This is a genomic window from Ochrovirga pacifica, from assembly GCF_000220525.1.
GTDB classification, from domain to species: domain Bacteria; phylum Bacteroidota; class Bacteroidia; order Flavobacteriales; family Flavobacteriaceae; genus Ochrovirga; species Ochrovirga pacifica.
This window is the reverse complement of sequence record NZ_AFPK01000035.1, coordinates 37,202-54,021: the sequence shown is the minus strand read 5'-3', so window position 1 is coordinate 54,021 and position 16,820 is coordinate 37,202. Positions and strand designations below refer to the sequence as shown.

The following is a 16,820-nucleotide window of genomic DNA, read 5'->3' as shown; positions in this document are numbered from 1 at the left end:
TGATTACTTTTTTTCCAAATATATAGATTTTGTCAAACTAATCAATTAGTTAATCGTACTTTATGACCTGTGGAGTGCTAAAATTAAAAAAACTGAGTTTCTGATGACTTTTTAGCTTAAAAACATGCTCTATTTGTGCACCTTTTGTATTACTTGCTTTTAATACAAGTTGTTGCGTATCTTTATGCAGTGGAACTCTTGCATAATAAATTTTACTGGGCAAAGTTTGCCAATTTCTGGTATCCGTTTTTTCTGTAATTGCATTAAACAATCCTACCAATGCTCCTAGATTTGCATTCTGGTCTGATACTATTTTTTCTGTGATTTTTTTGGTAGCAACACGTAGTGCCATTTTTCCTATTTCTCTAACCGTTCTATCTTTTAATGTTTGATGTGCAATAACATCATAATCTTGCACAAGCTCCAAAGCTATCGATGTAGTGTCTTTTGCTTGATGCAATAATTTTGCCTTTGTAAAGTAAGCAGGCCTGTCCTCGTATTTAGGAAATGCTATGTTTATTATAGATAGATCTGAAAACTTTGAAGCACTAGAAGATGTATTTTGAGTAGGAACAGGAATATTTACTCCTAGTTCCTTATTGGTAATAGTAACAAAACCATTGCTACTTCCTGGCAATTGTGTAAATGTAAAGTAAGTTTGAGACTTATAAGGCACCAAACCATTTTCCCAAAATACGATGGCATTTTTATTACGGGCATAACGCTCATCATATGCAATACCAAATTGTTTTGCATATCGTTCTTCCTCGTTTCTAAACCCTAACAAATGAGCTGTGTTTACTAAATCTTGTTGCAGTTGTTTAGGAATACGAACTCCAAAATAAACTTGTTGATTTTGTAAATACAAATCAACAGCATTTCTGTAAGCAATAAACGCATCATTTAAATTTCCTGTTGCTTCGTACAACAAACCTTGTAAATTAAGTGCAAACGCATCGCTTGTATATCTGTTTTTTTTGTCCTCAGGATACTTATCATTTATCTTTTGCAACTGTAAGTTGATTCTTTTGGCCTCAACCAAAGCATCGTCTAGTTGCTGCAAAAAAATATAGTTCAATGCTTTGTAATAGTGAATGGCAACTTTTTCAAAATCCTCCCCTCTATAAGTTTCTTTTTCAGGATTGGTTAGCACACCTACTACTTGATTGCCTATGTTTTTTTTAGCATCTTCAATTAACAAATCTGCTTGATTAAAATAGTTGTTGCTTAGTTTATAATCTTTATTTAAATGTGCTAATTTTCCTTTTTCTAAATAAGCCAACAACTGATTTCTTTTCTTTTTTAGAAATTTATTTTTTTCAATTTTTTGAAAAGCATTCGTATAATTTTCTTGCTGTATTTCTTGTTGATAAGAACTACTCAAATCATGATACGTTGCACAGCTTGTTATAAATATCGCTGAAACAAAGGCCAATAAATAGGTACTAATTGATTTTTTCATGCCCATAAACTAAAAAACTGTTTGAATAGCTATCCAAACAGTTTTGTTTTCTTTTGGTTTGTTTTAGTTTTTAACAAACTTTTTTATTTTCTTTTCTCCAAACCAAACTTTTTCATTGGTTTGTATATTGGTTAATGTTAAATCTATTTGGTAGTACACCACCTTTTCTCTTTTATGTGCATCTACCACAGAATTAATAGTTCCTTGTAGCATATAATCTGCTCCAGTTTCTAGACCAAATTTTTTCATGGTAGATACAGATGCATTTTCTTGCTGATCTGCTCTTTCTGCTCTCAATTCGTTTCTCATTTCTCCTCCTTGAACAACTCTTGCTCTCTGAGATTTTACTAAAGCTTTTTCTATTTCTACCGTAAACAATTCACCATCTATATGTTCATGAGATTTGTTTCGTACCAAACCAACAATAACTACGGGTTTTTTCTTTTTCTCTATCATGTGTGTATTCAACCAATCTCCCAAGACTGCTTGTGTACTCAAATCCTGAGCGGCCATTCTAGCATCGGTATCGTTCCATCTTCCGCTAATGTCTATTTGTTCTTCTACTCCAACTCTTGTTACTTTCCTTGAACAAGATTCTAAGCTAACGATTCCAACAAATCCTAGTGCTAATACAATAATTATTTTCTTCATTTTTTTATTTTTATTTATCTACAAAAACGTGGTGAATATCCCCAAAAAGGACTGTAAATTCCACTATAAACAGAAAAACCTCTTCTTGCTCCTATACCAATACCTATGTTGGTGTTCCATCCAGAATACCCGTTATGATATACTCTGTACTTGGTGTTTTTGGCAGCTTCCATACGTTCTTCGTGCCTCCAAAGCCTTCTCATTGCACGATGATCTTTCACCATTTTTTTACGAATTCTTTTTTCTTCCATAAGATCAATAGCTACATATGTTTGTTGTGCCGTTGTTCCTTGTTTATTTACGTAATCTTGACTTAGTTTTGCATATTTTTCATAACTACGTTGGTAGTTTGGATTTTGATCGCTTGTTTCTTGTGCCGTTACACCTAGCGTACACATCAACAATGTTAGTATATAAATTGCTTTCATAATGTAATACTTTTTACTTGATACTAAAGTTAATATAATTTTAAAAACAAATACTATACCAATTTAACTATTCCAAATTTCCCAAGACTTTTCTGCTTGTAATTCTAACATCTGTAACCCATTTTTGATGGTTGCTCCTTGCTCTTTTCCCAATCGTAAAAAAGTAGTTTCTGCTGGATTGTAAATCAAATCAAACAACAAATGTTTTTCGGTTAAGTATTGATATGGAATGTCTGGTTTTAGTTCTACTTTAGGTGATGTTCCTAAAGGAGATGTATTTACAATTACCGAATATTCCTCCATCAACTCTTTGTTTAAACTGCTATAAGTCAACACTCCTTCTGCAGCAGTTCTTGACACGTATTGATGTGCAATTCCTAATTTTTTAAACGCATGTTTTACGGCCTTAGAAGCTCCTCCTGTTCCTAAAATCAATGCTTTAGTATGATGTGATTTTAAAAAAGGTTCAATCGATTTTTGAAAACCATAAACATCTGTATTGTAACCTATTACTTTATCTTGGGTTAACTTGATAACATTAACTGCTCCTATTTCTTTGGCATCCTCATCTATTTCTGTTAAAAACTGCATTACTTCTTGCTTGTAGGGTATTGTAACATTCATCCCTGTTAACCCCTCTTTCTTTTCTGCTATGATGTTTTCTAACAAAGAAACTTCGGGCAAATCAAAATTTACATATTGATGATTGTCTAATTGCAAATCTTTAAATTTCTGCGTAAAATATCCTCTAGAGAAAGAATATGAAATATCCTTTCCTACCAATCCAAATGTTTTTAAACTCATCTTTTTTTATTTTTTGAATAATGTTCTAAAGCCAATACCATTGCTATTCCAAAAATCACAAACAAAAGTGCTATGTAATTTTCTTGTTGTGATAAATTAGGCCAATACTTATCAAAACCTACCACTATTTTTTGATTGAATTTATTGTGAACCCACTGACCATTTTCAGTCATAAAAATTTTATTTTTCCATGGCCAAACCGTTCCTAAGGAACCTATAATAAATCCTATAATAACAGCATTTACTGTTTTTTCCCACTTATTAAGAACATAAGCCAACATCTGAGAGAAAAAAATCAATCCACTAATAGAACCCAATGTAAATACTATAAATATTTGTAAATATTCTTGATGATTGGCATTGCTAAACGTTGTAAAATTCCCTCCAAACAACTCTAAACCAATTTTTCCAATAACGTTTACTGTATCAACCAATAGAAAAACATAGTTCCCCATTAATATCAATAAGTAAGAACCTGAAAGACCTGGAATCGTCATTCCTGAAACCCCAATCATTCCACATAAAAAAACAAACCACAAATTGTGATTTTCAGTACTAGGCTCAATAAAGTTTAGTGCTACTCCAATAAAAATCCCTACAGCTAAAGAAAGATAACTTCTAAGACTCCATCCTTGATATTTCTTAATTAGATATATCCCAGAGCCTATAATCATTCCAAAAAACAAAGCCCATACGGCAAGCTCGTAGGCATTTAAAAAATAATCTAAAACTCTAGAAACGGTAAAATAACTAAATGCAATTCCTCCATGTATACAGATTAAGAAAGAAGCATTTATGTACTGGTAAAAACTTTTAAAACCTCTTTTAAAAAACAATCTAAAAGCTTTTCCATTTACTTTTTGAAAGGAATAAATTAGTTCATTATAAAACCCCAAAACATAAGCTACCGCACCACCCGAAACTCCTGGGACTTTGTTTGCTGCCCCCATCAGAACTCCTTTTAAAAAAAGTGCAAGGTATTTAGGATTCATGTACTAAGCTTTTTTGCTGGCAATTTTTTCCATCAAAAGAATAATAGCAAAACCACAAATAGCTAAAAGTATGGCTGTCCAAAGGTGGGCATCTCCTTCAAAATTTTGTGGCAAAATGCTTTTTTGCAAAACAGGAACTTCTACACCTTTAGAATTAATTCTTGTACTTAACGTAAGTTTCCATGGCCAGATTTTATTCAAAGATCCAACAATAAAACCCGTAAGCCCTGCCAAAGTAATGTTTTTATAGTTAACAAAAAGCCATTTTAAAACCTTAGAAAAGCTTAACAAGCCTACAACTGCCCCTGCACCTACAACCATTATTACTTGTAAATTTCTACTATGAACAGCCTCTAGTATACTTTGATAAGCTCCTAATAGTACCAAAATAAAAGCTCCTGAAATCCCAGGCAAAATCATAGCACAAATTGCTAAGGCACCTGCCAAAAATAAAAACCATAAAGAAGCATCATCACTTACCATGGGTTCTGCTATTGTAACATAATAAGCTACCAGTCCAGACAAAACCAAAGCAACTATTTCTTGCACTCTCCATTGATTAATTTGTTTTCCTACGTAAATGATGCTTGCTAAAACCAACCCGAAAAAGAATGACCAAACCATTATTGGATGGTTTACTAACAAAAAAGAAATCCCTTTAGCCAAAGAAATAACACTAACAGCAATACCAAGCATTAAAGCTAATAAAAAGCTAGCGTTTAACTGTTTCCAAGCAGCTTTTAATCCGTCGTTTTTTAACGTTTTTAAAACCGAAACATTTACATTGCTTATCGAGGTTAACAATTCTTCATATATTCCAGAAATAAAAGCAATTGTTCCCCCAGAAACTCCTGGAACTACATCAGCAGCCCCCATTGCCATTCCTTTTAAAGAAATCACAAAATAATCTTTGATAGATCTTTTCATTAAAAAGTTTTTTGAGCAAAAGTAATTTTTATTGGGAGTTATCCAAAGCGTTTGAAATCATTCTTTTTACTTCTTTATCTTCAAAAACTTTAGGGAATAGGTTTTCTACAACCAAACAACTGTTAGGGTCTAAACTTAATGCTGTTTTTAAATGTAAATATGCCTCTTTCCTTTTATCTTTTAAAAACAACAAACATCCTAATCTATACTCTATTTCTGCAAAGTTTTGATGCTGTTTTTTTGCTCTGATTAAAATTTCTAAAGCATTGGTATATTTTTTTGCATGTGTCCAAACATCTGCCAATTGAATCCAAATAGTAACTCCAGACAACCCCAAACGAATACATTTCTCGTAAGATGCTGCAGCCTCTTCATAAAACTGTAAACTTAAATTAATCTCTGCATGGCACTTCCAATAATCAGCATTTGTTTCGTCCAAGGCAAGAGCTTTATTTGCATAATGCAAAGCTTTGTCGTATTCTTTTTGTTGTATGTGTGCTAAAGCTAAAACCATCCAGCCTTTGTCTAATAATGGATCTTCGTGAACGGCTTTTTTGTAGTAATGAATTGCCTTAGCCAACTGTTTTTTATAACTGTAACACTCTCCTATTCTTAAGTATGCAAAAGAGGTAGGATCTTCTAGAGTTAATGTAATTTTATAGTTTTCAATGGCCTCATCATAACGTTCTAACTTTTCTAATGCTTTGGCTTTTTCTATATACGCTCCTAAAAATTCTTCTTCTATAACTACCGCATAATCAAAAGCTTTAAGTGCATCCTCGTACTTTTTTAACACATAATACTGTCTACCTAATTGATGCCACGCAACTTCGCAATAAGGATTTTTGTCAATATATGAATTTAAAAAACCAATAGCATGTTCGTGTTCAGACTCCATTTCGTAACAATAAATAATATTGTACAAAGCATGATAGTCTTCTAAATCTTGCTCTAAACATCTAGAAAAGTATTTTCTAGACTGATGAAACTTGTCTAAAAACAAATATTCCATTCCAATTAATAAAGAAATATCTGCTAAATCATCCGTATATTTTTCAGCAATTTTTAAACTTTCTATTGCTTGTTCGTGTTTGTCTTGTTTTGATAAGAGATTGGCAATTTGCACATACACTTCTTCATTAGATGGGTAAATTGCCTTTAAGTTTTCTAACAAATATTGTGCTTTGTCGTATTGGTCTTCAAAAATATATACTTCAGCTTCTATAAGTTTTATATCAACAGAATCTGGATGCTGTTCTAATGCCAAATAAATTGCTTTTTTTGCCATAGAACTATTTCCTTCGTCTAGGTAATGATGGATGATTTCCTCAAACTCTGTAGTATCAAAAAAATAGACATCATTGGTTTTTAACATTTCTTCAAATTTGGCTAATGACATCATAATTCTCTCTTTTTAATAGATGGGGCAATTGCAAGTAAATTGGTATAAAGATAATACAAACGCTGATAATTACTAAGGATACTAACAAATGTTTTTAACAATTTAATCAACAAAAAAACTATATTTGTAGAACAAATTTTGCAAGTCTCAATGAGTGATAAAATCCTTCTTAATTCCAAAAAAATTCAAATTATCCTACAACGCTTGGCCTGTCAGCTAATTGAAAATCATGGTGATTTTTCTAATACTGTCCTAATTGGCCTGCAACCAAGAGGAACTTTTTTTGCAGAACGTATTGCTGAAATTCTTACCAAAGATTATCAAATACAGAATATCAAGTTAGGAAAATTAGACATCACTTTTTACCGAGACGATTTTAGACGACGAACCGAGCCATTAAGCGCAAACTCTACAGAAATTAACTTTTTGGTAGAAGATAAAAATGTAGTTTTTATTGACGACGTACTCTATTCTGGGCGTAGCATTAATGCAGCCTTAACAGCCATTCAATCTTACGGAAGACCAAATGAAATAGAACTGATGGTACTTGTAGATAGGCGTTTTAGCAGACACCTGCCTATACAACCAGACTACAAAGGAGCTACCGTAGACGTAATTAACGAAGAAAAAGTAATTGTTAATTGGAGTAACAACACCCTGTCTGATTCTGTATACATAACAAAAAGATCAAAAAAACAATAAATGAGTACCCTAAGTGTTTCAAATTTATTAGGAATTAAACACCTAATAAAAGACGATATTGATTTAATTTTTAACACTGCTGATCATTTTAAAGAAGTGATTAACAGACCTATAAAAAAAGTACCTTCGCTAAGAGATGTAACCATTGCCAACTTGTTTTTTGAAAACAGCACGCGTACCAAGTTGTCTTTTGAGTTGGCAGAAAAAAGACTATCTGCTGATGTGATTAACTTTTCTGCTTCAGGTTCTTCGGTAAAAAAAGGAGAAACATTGATTGATACCGTGAACAATATTTTATCTATGAAAGTAGATATTATTGTTATGAGACACCCCGATGTTGGAGCCCATGAATTTTTATCTAAATACGTAGATACTAAAATCATCAATGCAGGTGATGGTACACATGAACATCCCACACAAGCATTGTTAGATACTTTTTCTATAAAAAAACATTTAGGAGATGTGGCTGGAAAAAAAGTAGTTATTGTGGGAGACATTTTACACTCTAGAGTAGCACTTTCTAATATCTACGCATTAAAGCTCTTAGGAGCTCAAGTAAAAGTTTGCGGTCCTGTTACCTTAATTCCTAAATACATAGAAAGTTTAGGTGTGGGTGTAGAAACCAACTTAAGAAAAGCCTTAGAATGGGCCGATGTTGCGAACATGCTAAGGGTACAAAACGAACGCATGGACATAAAATACTTTCCCTCTACAAGAGAGTACACACAGCTATATGGTGTTGATAAAAAACTACTCAACTCCCTAGACTCTGAAATTACCATTATGCACCCAGGACCTATCAACCGTGGAGTAGAAATTACTTCTGACGTTGCCGATTCTGACCAAGCAATTATTTTAAATCAGGTAGAAAATGGAGTTGCCATACGTATGGCCTGTATCTATTTATTAGCTCAACAAATCAAGAAATAAAATGGACATTAGCACTAAAGAAAAATATACCTTAATTACTGCTGCAGATAATTTTAAAGCTTTTAGTACAGCATTAAAAAACCAATTTGATGAATTTAAAAATCAAAATCTGGTAATAGACTTAAGCAAAACCAATGCAACAGACCAAGAAGTTGCCTCTTTAATTCACTTTGCAGAAATCCAAACAGAAAGCAATTCTTCTTTTGTAATTATCATTCCTTCTTTTGATGCAGATGCTTTTGATGAGGAGCTAAACGTTGTACCGACTTTAATTGAAGCTGAAGATATGATTGATATGGATGAAATGACACGCGACCTAGGTTTTTAATATGGGGATCCATCTAACTATATTAGGTTGTCATTCAGCCAGTCCCAGAACCAACGCATACCCTACAGCACAATATCTAAAAATCAACGAAAGACATGTTTTGATTGATTGTGGTGAAGGGACACAAGTATTGCTTAGACAACACAAAGTTCCTTTTGCAAAAATCAAACATATTTTTATTTCGCATTTACACGGAGATCATTTTTTTGGTTTGGTCGGGTTGATTTCCACCTTTGGTTTGTTGGACAGACGAACAGAATTACATGTGTATGGACCCAAAGGAATTAAAGAAATTATTACATTACAGCTTAAACTCTCTAATTCTTGGACCGCTTTTCCTCTTTTATTTCATGAATTGTCTAGCAAAAAATCTGAACTTATTTTTGAAGACAAAAAAATTACTGTTCATACCATTCCTTTAGACCACAGGGTGTATACCAATGGTTTTTTGTTCTCGGAAAAATCCGATTTGAGAAAAATAAATATAGAAGCTGTAAAAAGAGAACCTGAAATTGAAATTTGCGATTACCATCACCTAAAAAACGGAAAAGACTTTGTTAAAAAAGATGGAAGTATAGTTCACAATCAAACATTAACCTTACCTCCTAGAATTCCTAAAAGTTATGCCTTTTGTAGTGATACGGCTTACAAACCTGATATTGTTCCTATTATTAAACATGTAGATTTGTTGTATCACGAATCTACTTTTTTAGAAGACAACAAACACTTAACCGAACGTACCAAACACAGCACTGCTAAAGAAGCTGCATTAATTGCAGATGCCGCCAAAGTAAAAAAACTAATTTTAGGGCATTACTCTAGTCGTTACAAAGACTCAAATTTATTTAAAAAAGAAGCTGAAACTATTTTTAAAAATGTAGATACCGCAGAAAGCGGAAAAGAGTTTATAGCATAGTTCTTAACATAAAAAAGTCCCCTATAAAGAGGACTCTTTTATGAATATGTATAAGAAATAATTATGCCAATACTTCTTGTACTTTTTCAGCAGCTTCTTGGAACTCGGTTGCAGAAATTACATCCAAGCCATCTTGTGCATCAATCAATTCTTTTGCTTCTACAGCATTGGTTCCTTGCAAACGAACTATAATAGGTACGTTTATGCTATCACCCATGTTTTTATAAGCATCAACTACTCCTTGTGCTACACGGTCGCAACGTACAATACCTCCAAAAATGTTTACTAAAATAGCTTTTACTTTAGGGTCTTTTAAGATAATTCTAAACGCTGTCTCTACACGTTTTGCATCCGCAGTACCTCCTACGTCCAAAAAGTTAGCTGGGTCTCCTCCTGCTTGTTTTATCAAATCCATAGTTCCCATAGCCAATCCTGCTCCGTTTACCATACATCCTACGTTTCCATCCAAAGCAACATAGTTCAATCCTGCTTCTTTTGCTTCAACTTCTGTTGGATGTTCTTCACGAACGTCTCTTAATTCTGCAAAATCTTTATGACGGAACAAAGCGTTTTCATCTAAAGACACCTTAGCATCTACAGCTAATATTTTATCATCTGAGGTTTTTAAAACAGGGTTAATTTCAAACATAGCCGCATCTGATTTTTCATAAGCAGTAGCCAAAGCCATCACAAACTTACTCATTTCTTTAAATGCAACTCCAGACAATCCTAAATTGAAAGCAATTTTTCGTGCTTGGAACGGTAAAATTCCTGTAGCAGGATCTATTTCTTCTGTAAAGATTAATTCTGGTGTTTTTTCGGCTACTTCTTCAATATCCATTCCTCCTTCAGGAGAATACATGACCATGTTTTTTCCAGTAGCTCTATTTAACAATACTGAAACATAAAACTCTTCAGTCTTGCTTTCTCCTGGATAGTACACGTCTTCTGCAATCAATACTTGATTTACCAGTTTTCCTTCTGCAGATGTTTGCGGGGTAACCAAACGCATTCCAATTATTTCATCAGAAATCGCTTTTACCTCATCTAAGTTTTTAGCCAACTTAACTCCACCTCCTTTTCCACGTCCTCCTGCATGAACTTGGGCTTTTACAACGTACCAACTGGTACCGGTTTCATCTGTTAATTGCTTGGCAGCTGCTACAGCCTCTTCGGGAGTGCTTGCTACAATTCCTCGTTGAATTCTAACACCAAAACTGTTTAGAATTTCTTTTCCTTGATATTCATGTAGGTTCATATAGTTGTTGATTTGTTTTATTGAGAATAACAAAGCAATAATAACAATTCTAACAAACAGTAGTACCAAAAAAGCACAAGAATTTTAAACGTTTTTTTAGTCTAAAAAACAATCAAATCTAGGTTGATGAATCTTGTCAATAAAACAACAAATGTTCGTTAGTTTTTAATGACAGCCCACAGGAACAAACTGCACTTGTAAACTATTTAGTGCAGGAGACACAAAAGCTATTCCCAAGCCCATCCCTCTTAGAATAAAAAGAGCTCCTAAAGTAAATAGCATTACAGGAACAAACGTAGCATAGTATTTTTTATAAGCCAAAGTACTAAACAATTTTACTGTCATTAACAACACCATTAAAGGGACGGTTCCTAAACCAAAAACAAACATATACAAAGCTCCTTTTGTTAAAGATCCCAAAGCAATAGCTCCTATTAAAGCCATGTACAGTGTTCCGCATGGCAACAAACCATTAATTAAACCTAAACTATAAAAATGTATACTTGCAGTAGATTGTGCCAAATTTTGGTATACTTTTCTAAACACCTTTAACAATCCGTTAGGCCTATTACGTTCCAATCGGTTCCAAATCTTTTTATAAAATAACGCCACAAAAATCAAAAAACCACCAGCTGCTATAGATAATGTTTGTTGCAAACCTGCCATAGCAAAAGCTCTTCCAAACATTCCAAAAATTAGTCCAATAACAGCGTAGATAGTTAACCTACCCAAATGATAATAAAGTATTTTACACCATTTTTGTGAAGCAGTACCTTTATGCACTGGCAATGCAAAAGCAATAGGGCCACACATTCCTACACAATGTAAGCTACTTAGCAATCCAAAAATAAAAGCAGTGACAAGCATTAGTAATAAAATTCTTCTTTTTGATAAAATTTCATTTCGGGTTCTTGGCTGTAATACCAAGTAATAATTGCATTCCATCTACCTGGCACAAGAGATGTCGAAGGAATTTCTACACGGTAGTTATTTGCTTTGGTAACAAAATCCAAAAGGTCGTTAGAAGGTCTGTAAAACTGAATTTCTCCTACCACGTGTCCTTTTAATTGTTTTGGAAATTTAGCAACCCAAGTAGTTCCTTCTTGCAACAGTTGTACTTTTTCAAACAACTCTTTGGTATTTTTTGCATAATCTATAGTTTGCTGAAAGTTGAGTTCTTCTTCATAATACGATTCTGTAACCAAATCGTAATCGTATTGTTTTTGTGTAAAAGTCTTTACCACAAAGTACAAGATAAAGCTAATAAACACAATAAATGTAATAACTATGTATGTTCCCCAGTTTAATTTCATATGTTTTTTTTATGTTGATGTTTTCCCTAAACATAAGTAAAAGTATTACCAATTGTTGTTGGGACTTAAAAAGTTGGTTTTGGTGTTTGTTATTTGGGTTCCTTCCTTAGAAAAAACACCTATCTCTATAGTTTCTTTACTATCTTCTAAATCTTTTGTTGGAATTTCTATAAACACAGTTCCTTCAAAAATAGCTTGAGAAGCCAAATGAATATGCGATGTGCCTACCCATTGAATCACTCCACCAGGATGAGATAGCAATTTAAAATAAAGAGAATCGGCTTCTTTGTTGGTCTTATTTACAAGCTTGTAGGTATATATATTGCTTATGTTATGGTTTTCTTTTACTTGATACAGCTCCCCTGGCACTCTAAAAAAATTGGCCTGTACAGCACTTCTTACGGTTAGTAAACCGAAAAGAACAATTACCAAAACGGATAAAATTGCAGTGTAGGCTTTCATTCTTAAAGTAAACTTAGATGGTTTGTTTTGTGCAATATTCTCTTCAGATGCATAACGGATCAACCCTTTTGGTTGCTTAGTTTTTTCCATCATAAAATCGCAAGCATCCATACAGGCAGTACAATTTACACACTCTAACTGTGTACCATTTCTAATATCAATTCCCGTGGGGCATACCTCAACACACTGATCACAATCAATACAAGCTCCTTTGCCTTTTTCGGCTCTATCTTCGTTTTTTCTAAACTTAGCCCTTCCTTTCTCTCCTTCCCCTCGCAGATAATCGTAAGCAACAACAATCGACTTTTGATCTAACAAAACTCCCTGCAAACGTCCATACGGACAAGCAATAATACACACTTGTTCTCTAAACCAAGAAAATACAAAATAAAACACCCCAGTAAAAATCCAGATACTTACAAAACCTCCAAAGTTTTTAGAAATAGGCTCTTGTACAATTCTAAGTAGCGAATCACTTCCAATAACATAGGCCAAAAACACATTGGATATCACAAAAGAAATCAACAAATACAAAATGTGCTTTACCAGTCTTTTTCTTATTTTCTCTGCATTCCAGTCTTGCTTAGCCAATCTTTTTTGTGACCCACGATCACCTTCAATCCAATAATCTATTTTTCGGAAAACCATTTCTAAAAAAATAGTTTGTGGACAAATCCATCCGCAAAATACACGCCCATAAATAACCGTAAATAAGGTTATAAATACAACTCCTATAAGCATAGAAATTACCAAAAGATAAAAGTCTTGAGGCCAAAAAGGAAAACCAAATACATGAAACTTACGTTCTATAACGTTGATTAAAAAGAGTTGGTTTCCATCTACCTTAATAAAAGGAGCAGATAACAAAAAAATCAACAACACAACACTTACCCAAGTTCTATACCTATAAAACCTCCCCTTTGGTTTTTTAGGATAAATCCACGAGCGTTTTCCTTCTTGATCTATTGTAGCAATAGAATCTCTAAAAACTTGTTTGTTATCTGCATCCATACAAAAACAACTACTTATATACGTTTAATTTTCTTTATGCAATTCCCCTTGTGGTTCTTTAGGAGCTTTGGGGTTGGTTCCTTGCAAACTAATAACATACGCTGCCAATTGTTGTAGCTTTTGAGGGTTGAAACTGTTTTTCCATGCTACCATTCCCTTTCCTGGTCTTCCTCCTTCGGCAATGGTTTTGTAAACATTTTCAATTCCTCCTCCTAAAATCCAGTAGGCATCTGTTAAGTTGGGTCCTATTTTCCCTCCTCCATCAACGGCATGACAAACGGCACAATTCTTTTTAAACAACTTTTTCCCTTCAGCATTATCTCCTGTAGCCAAAGCTGTTAAATCAACTTTTTTTTGAGTGGCTTGATATGCTGCAATCTCTGCTTTCGCAATACGAACCTCTGTTAAGTATTCTTCTTGTTGATTTTTACCATCAAAGACATGATATTTAACCATGTAAATAACAGCAAAAGCAATGGTAAAGTAAAATCCATACAACCACCATGGTGGCAAATTGTTGTCCAACTCTCTAATTCCGTCAAAATCGTGATCCATAGCAATGTCTCCTTCCTCTTCTATGGGTTTTGCTTTGGTCAAAGCACGAGAAATAGACTTCCAGTCTGACCAATCAATTTTACTAGCTTCTTTCTTTTGGTGATACGCTTTTTTTTCTTCTTCCGAGGACAAAGACAAATACAAATTATTCATTTTTGCCACTACAAATCGAATGCTGAAAAAAACTCCCATCAACAGCAAATACAAGGTAATTTTTAACGATAACAAAGCTTTGTATCCATTGCCTGATGGAAAGGCAAGTTCTAGCAAGATTCCTACAAGAATGCTTAGTACAACAAAGGCCACTATTTGTTTATTATTTTGTTTCATAATTTCTTAGTTTATTCAAATGGTAAGTTGCTTACTTTGTTTAGATAATCCTTTTTGGCTTTGTATACCCAGAAAAACAACAAGGCAAAAAACACAAAGAAAATAGACAGTGATACGATGGGATAAATAGAAATTCCATCAATGGTTACCATATGGTTTTTGATAAATTTTAGCATCTTAGTGAGTTTTTATATCGGTTCCTAATCTTTGTAAGTAGGCAATTAACGCTACAATTTCTCTTTCTTCTATAGGTACAAACAACTCTCCTTTTGCTTTGGCTGCAGCTTGTGCTGTTAAATAACTATCTACAAACGAAGGATCTTGTTTTAGATTTTCGGCTATCTGAAGTGCTTGTACTTTCATACTCTCTTGTGCACGATCTATTTCGTATTCTGTATACGGTACTCCTAAAGCTATCATTCCATGCATTTTATCTTCAGTCTGACTCTTGTCTAATTGATTTTTTAGCAACCAAGGATAAGGGGGCATAATAGAACCAGGAGAAGTACTTTGTGGATCTAGCATGTGGTTAAAGTGCCAACTATCGTTGTATTTCATTCCTACGCGATGCAAATCGGGACCTGTTCTTTTAGACCCCCATAAAAAAGGATGATCGTATACAAATTCTCCTGCTTTAGAATACTCTCCGTAACGCTCTACTTCCGATCGAAACGGACGAACCATTTGTGAGTGACAACTTACACATCCTTCTCTAATATACAAATCACGTCCTTCTAACTCTAAAGGTGTATAGGGTTTTACACTACTAATGGTCGGTATGTTAGACTCTACCATTAACGTAGGAACTATTTGTACAACTCCCCCTATCAATATAGCAATGGTTGCAAAAATGGTTAATTGTACAGGTTTGCGTTCTAAATGTTGATGCCAAGTTTCTCCTAACATTCTTCCTTTTTTGATACGTTGCAAAGGAGCTGCTTCGGCCAAATCATCTTCAACAGCACTTCCTTTTTTAACTGTTGCACCAATGTTAAACAACATCACAATAGCTCCAGAAATGTACAATGTACCACCTATAGCACGCATCCAATACATGGGAATGATTTGTGTTACAGTTTCTAAAAAGTTTCCGTAAACCAATGTTCCATCAGGATTAAACTGTTTCCACATAGAAGCCTGAGTAAACCCTGCTACATACATTGGAAATGCGTACAATAAAATCCCTAGAGTTCCTAACCAAAAGTGCGTATTGGCTAGTTTTACAGAATGTAATTTTGTTTTGAACAAGACAGGAACCAACCAGTAAATCATTCCAAAAGTCAAGAATCCGTTCCATGCCAAAGCACCTACGTGGACGTGAGCTATAATCCAATCTGAAAAATGGGCAATAGCATTAATGCTTTTTAACGACAACATAGGGCCTTCAAACGTTGCCATACCATATCCTGTAATGGCTACTACCATAAATTTTAAAACGGGGTCGGTTCTTACTTTGTCCCAAGCTCCTCTAAGTGTTAACAATCCATTAATCATCCCCCCCCATGATGGTGCTATCAACATAACAGAAAAAGCAACTCCTAAATTCTGAGCCCAATCTGGTAATGCAGTGTACAATAAGTGATGAGGCCCTGCCCAGATATAAATAAAAATCAATGACCAAAAGTGTACAATAGACAAACGATAAGAATACACTGGTCGGTTAGCAGCCTTGGGCACAAAATAGTACATTAATCCTAAAAAAGGTGTGGTTAAGAAAAAAGCTACTGCATTGTGTCCATACCACCATTGCACCAAGGCATCTTGTACACCTGCATACACCGAATAGCTTTTAGTAAAAGATATAGGCAGTTCTAAACTATTAAAAATATGCAATACTGCTACGGTTACAAAAGTTCCTAAATAAAACCAAATAGCTACATACAAATGACGTTCTCTACGTTTTAAAATAGTTCCAATCATGTTTATACCAAATACTACCCATACCAAAGCAATAGCTATGTCTATAGGCCATTCTAGCTCTGCATACTCTTTGCTAGTAGTAATTCCCAAAGGCAATGTAATAGCTGCAGCTACAATAATGGCTTGCCAGCCCCAGAAATTTATTTTACTCAACACATCACTAAACATTCTAGCCTTTAGCAAACGTTGCATAGAATAATAGACTCCTGCATAAATGGCATTTCCAACAAAAGCAAAAATTACTGCATTGGTATGTAAGGGTCTTAAACGTCCAAAACTTAACCAAGAAATTCCTTTAGTGAGTTCTGGAAACATAAACATAAAAGCTAACAATAGTCCTACGGTCATTCCTATAATCCCCCAGAACATTGTTGCGTACATAAATTTCTTTACGATCTTATTGTCGTAATAAAATTGTTGTTTTTCCAT

Annotated in this window: 18 protein-coding genes; 4 read left to right on the top strand and 14 right to left on the bottom strand. The window is 34.0% G+C overall.

What is annotated here, in order from left to right; all coding sequences use genetic code 11:
- Nucleotides 1–49: 49 nt before the first annotated feature.
- The 7 genes from FS85_RS0106730 to FS85_RS0106700 all read right to left on the bottom strand — a co-directional run bounded on the left by FS85_RS0106730 (nucleotide 50) and on the right by FS85_RS0106700 (nucleotide 6,666).
- Nucleotides 50–1,462: a COG3014 family protein gene (locus tag FS85_RS0106730; protein WP_237706948.1), complete on the bottom strand. Its 1,413-nt coding sequence runs from the start codon at nucleotides 1,460–1,462 to the stop codon at nucleotides 50–52.
- Nucleotides 1,463–1,525: 63 nt separating this feature from the next.
- Nucleotides 1,526–2,113, bottom strand: a complete 588-nt coding sequence (locus FS85_RS0106725) for a penicillin-binding protein activator LpoB (protein ID WP_010135364.1) — start codon at nucleotides 2,111–2,113, stop codon at nucleotides 1,526–1,528.
- 14 nt (nucleotides 2,114–2,127) lie between these two features.
- Nucleotides 2,128–2,541: a hypothetical protein gene (locus FS85_RS15245; RefSeq protein ID WP_010135363.1), complete on the bottom strand. Its 414-nt coding sequence runs from the start codon at nucleotides 2,539–2,541 to the stop codon at nucleotides 2,128–2,130.
- Between the two features lie 63 nt (nucleotides 2,542–2,604).
- Nucleotides 2,605–3,345, bottom strand: coding sequence for a shikimate dehydrogenase family protein (locus tag FS85_RS0106715; RefSeq protein ID WP_010135362.1), 741 nt, complete (start codon nucleotides 3,343–3,345; stop codon nucleotides 2,605–2,607).
- Entirely contained in the window at nucleotides 3,342–4,337 is a 996-nt protein-coding gene (locus tag FS85_RS0106710) for a DUF368 domain-containing protein (RefSeq protein WP_010135360.1), read from the bottom strand. The genes FS85_RS0106715 and FS85_RS0106710 overlap by 4 nt, the downstream gene beginning before the upstream one ends.
- A gap of 3 nt (nucleotides 4,338–4,340) precedes the next feature.
- Nucleotides 4,341–5,264 carry a DUF368 domain-containing protein gene (locus FS85_RS0106705; protein WP_010135358.1) on the bottom strand — a complete coding sequence of 308 codons (924 nt, stop codon included), beginning with the start codon at nucleotides 5,262–5,264 and terminating at the stop codon, nucleotides 4,341–4,343.
- A 28-nt stretch (nucleotides 5,265–5,292) separates the two neighbouring features.
- The gene (locus FS85_RS0106700) at nucleotides 5,293–6,666 is read right to left on the bottom strand and encodes a tetratricopeptide repeat protein (protein WP_010135357.1); all 1,374 of its coding nucleotides are present in this window, start codon (nucleotides 6,664–6,666) and stop codon (nucleotides 5,293–5,295) included.
- A 150-nt stretch (nucleotides 6,667–6,816) separates the two neighbouring features.
- On the opposite strand from FS85_RS0106700, the gene pyrR reads away from it, so the two are divergent.
- The 4 genes from pyrR to FS85_RS0106680 are packed head-to-tail and all read left to right on the top strand — an operon-like array spanning nucleotide 6,817 to nucleotide 9,542.
- On the top strand, nucleotides 6,817–7,368 hold the full coding sequence (gene pyrR, locus FS85_RS0106695; protein WP_010135356.1) for a bifunctional pyr operon transcriptional regulator/uracil phosphoribosyltransferase PyrR: 552 nt from the start codon (nucleotides 6,817–6,819) through the stop codon (nucleotides 7,366–7,368).
- On the top strand, nucleotides 7,369–8,298 hold the full coding sequence (locus tag FS85_RS0106690) for an aspartate carbamoyltransferase catalytic subunit (RefSeq protein ID WP_010135355.1): 930 nt from the start codon (nucleotides 7,369–7,371) through the stop codon (nucleotides 8,296–8,298).
- A 1-nt stretch (nucleotide 8,299) separates the two neighbouring features.
- Nucleotides 8,300–8,626: a hypothetical protein gene (locus FS85_RS0106685; RefSeq protein ID WP_010135354.1), complete on the top strand. Its 327-nt coding sequence runs from the start codon at nucleotides 8,300–8,302 to the stop codon at nucleotides 8,624–8,626.
- Nucleotide 8,627: 1 nt separating this feature from the next.
- Nucleotides 8,628–9,542 carry a ribonuclease Z gene (locus FS85_RS0106680; RefSeq protein ID WP_010135353.1) on the top strand — a complete coding sequence of 305 codons (915 nt, stop codon included), beginning with the start codon at nucleotides 8,628–8,630 and terminating at the stop codon, nucleotides 9,540–9,542.
- A 61-nt stretch (nucleotides 9,543–9,603) separates the two neighbouring features.
- On the opposite strand, the gene sucC is transcribed toward FS85_RS0106680, so the two are convergent.
- The 7 genes from sucC to ccoN form a co-directional block, all read right to left on the bottom strand.
- Nucleotides 9,604–10,800, bottom strand: a complete 1,197-nt coding sequence (sucC, locus tag FS85_RS0106675; RefSeq protein ID WP_010135352.1) for an ADP-forming succinate--CoA ligase subunit beta — start codon at nucleotides 10,798–10,800, stop codon at nucleotides 9,604–9,606.
- A gap of 165 nt (nucleotides 10,801–10,965) precedes the next feature.
- Nucleotides 10,966–11,745, bottom strand: coding sequence for a sulfite exporter TauE/SafE family protein (locus FS85_RS0106670; protein WP_083823634.1), 780 nt, complete (start codon nucleotides 11,743–11,745; stop codon nucleotides 10,966–10,968).
- Entirely contained in the window at nucleotides 11,667–12,113 is a 447-nt protein-coding gene (locus FS85_RS0106665) for a FixH family protein (protein ID WP_010135348.1), read from the bottom strand. Before FS85_RS0106665 ends, FS85_RS0106670 begins: the two co-directional genes overlap by 79 nt.
- Before the next feature lie 45 nt (nucleotides 12,114–12,158).
- Nucleotides 12,159–13,586 carry a cytochrome c oxidase accessory protein CcoG gene (gene ccoG, locus FS85_RS0106660; RefSeq protein WP_010135347.1) on the bottom strand — a complete coding sequence of 476 codons (1,428 nt, stop codon included), beginning with the start codon at nucleotides 13,584–13,586 and terminating at the stop codon, nucleotides 12,159–12,161.
- A 24-nt stretch (nucleotides 13,587–13,610) separates the two neighbouring features.
- A complete protein-coding gene (locus FS85_RS0106655) occupies nucleotides 13,611–14,471 on the bottom strand; it encodes a cbb3-type cytochrome c oxidase N-terminal domain-containing protein (RefSeq protein ID WP_010135346.1) in 861 nt (286 codons plus the stop codon).
- Nucleotides 14,472–14,482: 11 nt separating this feature from the next.
- Nucleotides 14,483–14,647 (bottom strand): hypothetical protein, encoded by a 165-nt coding sequence (locus FS85_RS0106650; RefSeq protein WP_010135345.1) that lies wholly within the window; start codon nucleotides 14,645–14,647, stop codon nucleotides 14,483–14,485.
- Between the two features lies 1 nt (nucleotide 14,648).
- Nucleotides 14,649–16,820: a cytochrome-c oxidase, cbb3-type subunit I gene (ccoN, locus tag FS85_RS0106645; RefSeq protein WP_010135343.1), complete on the bottom strand. Its 2,172-nt coding sequence runs from the start codon at nucleotides 16,818–16,820 to the stop codon at nucleotides 14,649–14,651.

Coding starts and splice junctions, on each gene's coding strand:
- FS85_RS0106650 (WP_010135345.1), bottom strand. CDS start 14,647: ATGCTAAAATTTATCAAAAACCATATGGTAACCATTGATGGAATTTCT.
- FS85_RS0106715 (WP_010135362.1), bottom strand. CDS start 3,345: ATGAGTTTAAAAACATTTGGATTGGTAGGAAAGGATATTTCATATTCT.
- pyrR (WP_010135356.1), top strand. CDS start 6,817: ATGAGTGATAAAATCCTTCTTAATTCCAAAAAAATTCAAATTATCCTA.
- FS85_RS0106665 (WP_010135348.1), bottom strand. CDS start 12,113: ATGAAATTAAACTGGGGAACATACATAGTTATTACATTTATTGTGTTT.
- FS85_RS0106685 (WP_010135354.1), top strand. CDS start 8,300: ATGGACATTAGCACTAAAGAAAAATATACCTTAATTACTGCTGCAGAT.
- sucC (WP_010135352.1), bottom strand. CDS start 10,800: ATGAACCTACATGAATATCAAGGAAAAGAAATTCTAAACAGTTTTGGT.
- FS85_RS0106725 (WP_010135364.1), bottom strand. CDS start 2,113: ATGAAGAAAATAATTATTGTATTAGCACTAGGATTTGTTGGAATCGTT.
- ccoN (WP_010135343.1), bottom strand. CDS start 16,820: ATGGAAAAACAACAATTTTATTACGACAATAAGATCGTAAAGAAATTT.
- FS85_RS0106670 (WP_083823634.1), bottom strand. CDS start 11,745: ATGGAATGCAATTATTACTTGGTATTACAGCCAAGAACCCGAAATGAA.
- FS85_RS0106710 (WP_010135360.1), bottom strand. CDS start 4,337: ATGAATCCTAAATACCTTGCACTTTTTTTAAAAGGAGTTCTGATGGGG.
- FS85_RS0106700 (WP_010135357.1), bottom strand. CDS start 6,666: ATGATGTCATTAGCCAAATTTGAAGAAATGTTAAAAACCAATGATGTC.
- ccoG (WP_010135347.1), bottom strand. CDS start 13,586: ATGGATGCAGATAACAAACAAGTTTTTAGAGATTCTATTGCTACAATA.
- FS85_RS0106705 (WP_010135358.1), bottom strand. CDS start 5,264: ATGAAAAGATCTATCAAAGATTATTTTGTGATTTCTTTAAAAGGAATG.
- FS85_RS0106690 (WP_010135355.1), top strand. CDS start 7,369: ATGAGTACCCTAAGTGTTTCAAATTTATTAGGAATTAAACACCTAATA.
- FS85_RS0106655 (WP_010135346.1), bottom strand. CDS start 14,471: ATGAAACAAAATAATAAACAAATAGTGGCCTTTGTTGTACTAAGCATT.
- FS85_RS0106680 (WP_010135353.1), top strand. CDS start 8,628: ATGGGGATCCATCTAACTATATTAGGTTGTCATTCAGCCAGTCCCAGA.
- FS85_RS15245 (WP_010135363.1), bottom strand. CDS start 2,541: ATGAAAGCAATTTATATACTAACATTGTTGATGTGTACGCTAGGTGTA.
- FS85_RS0106730 (WP_237706948.1), bottom strand. CDS start 1,462: ATGAAAAAATCAATTAGTACCTATTTATTGGCCTTTGTTTCAGCGATA.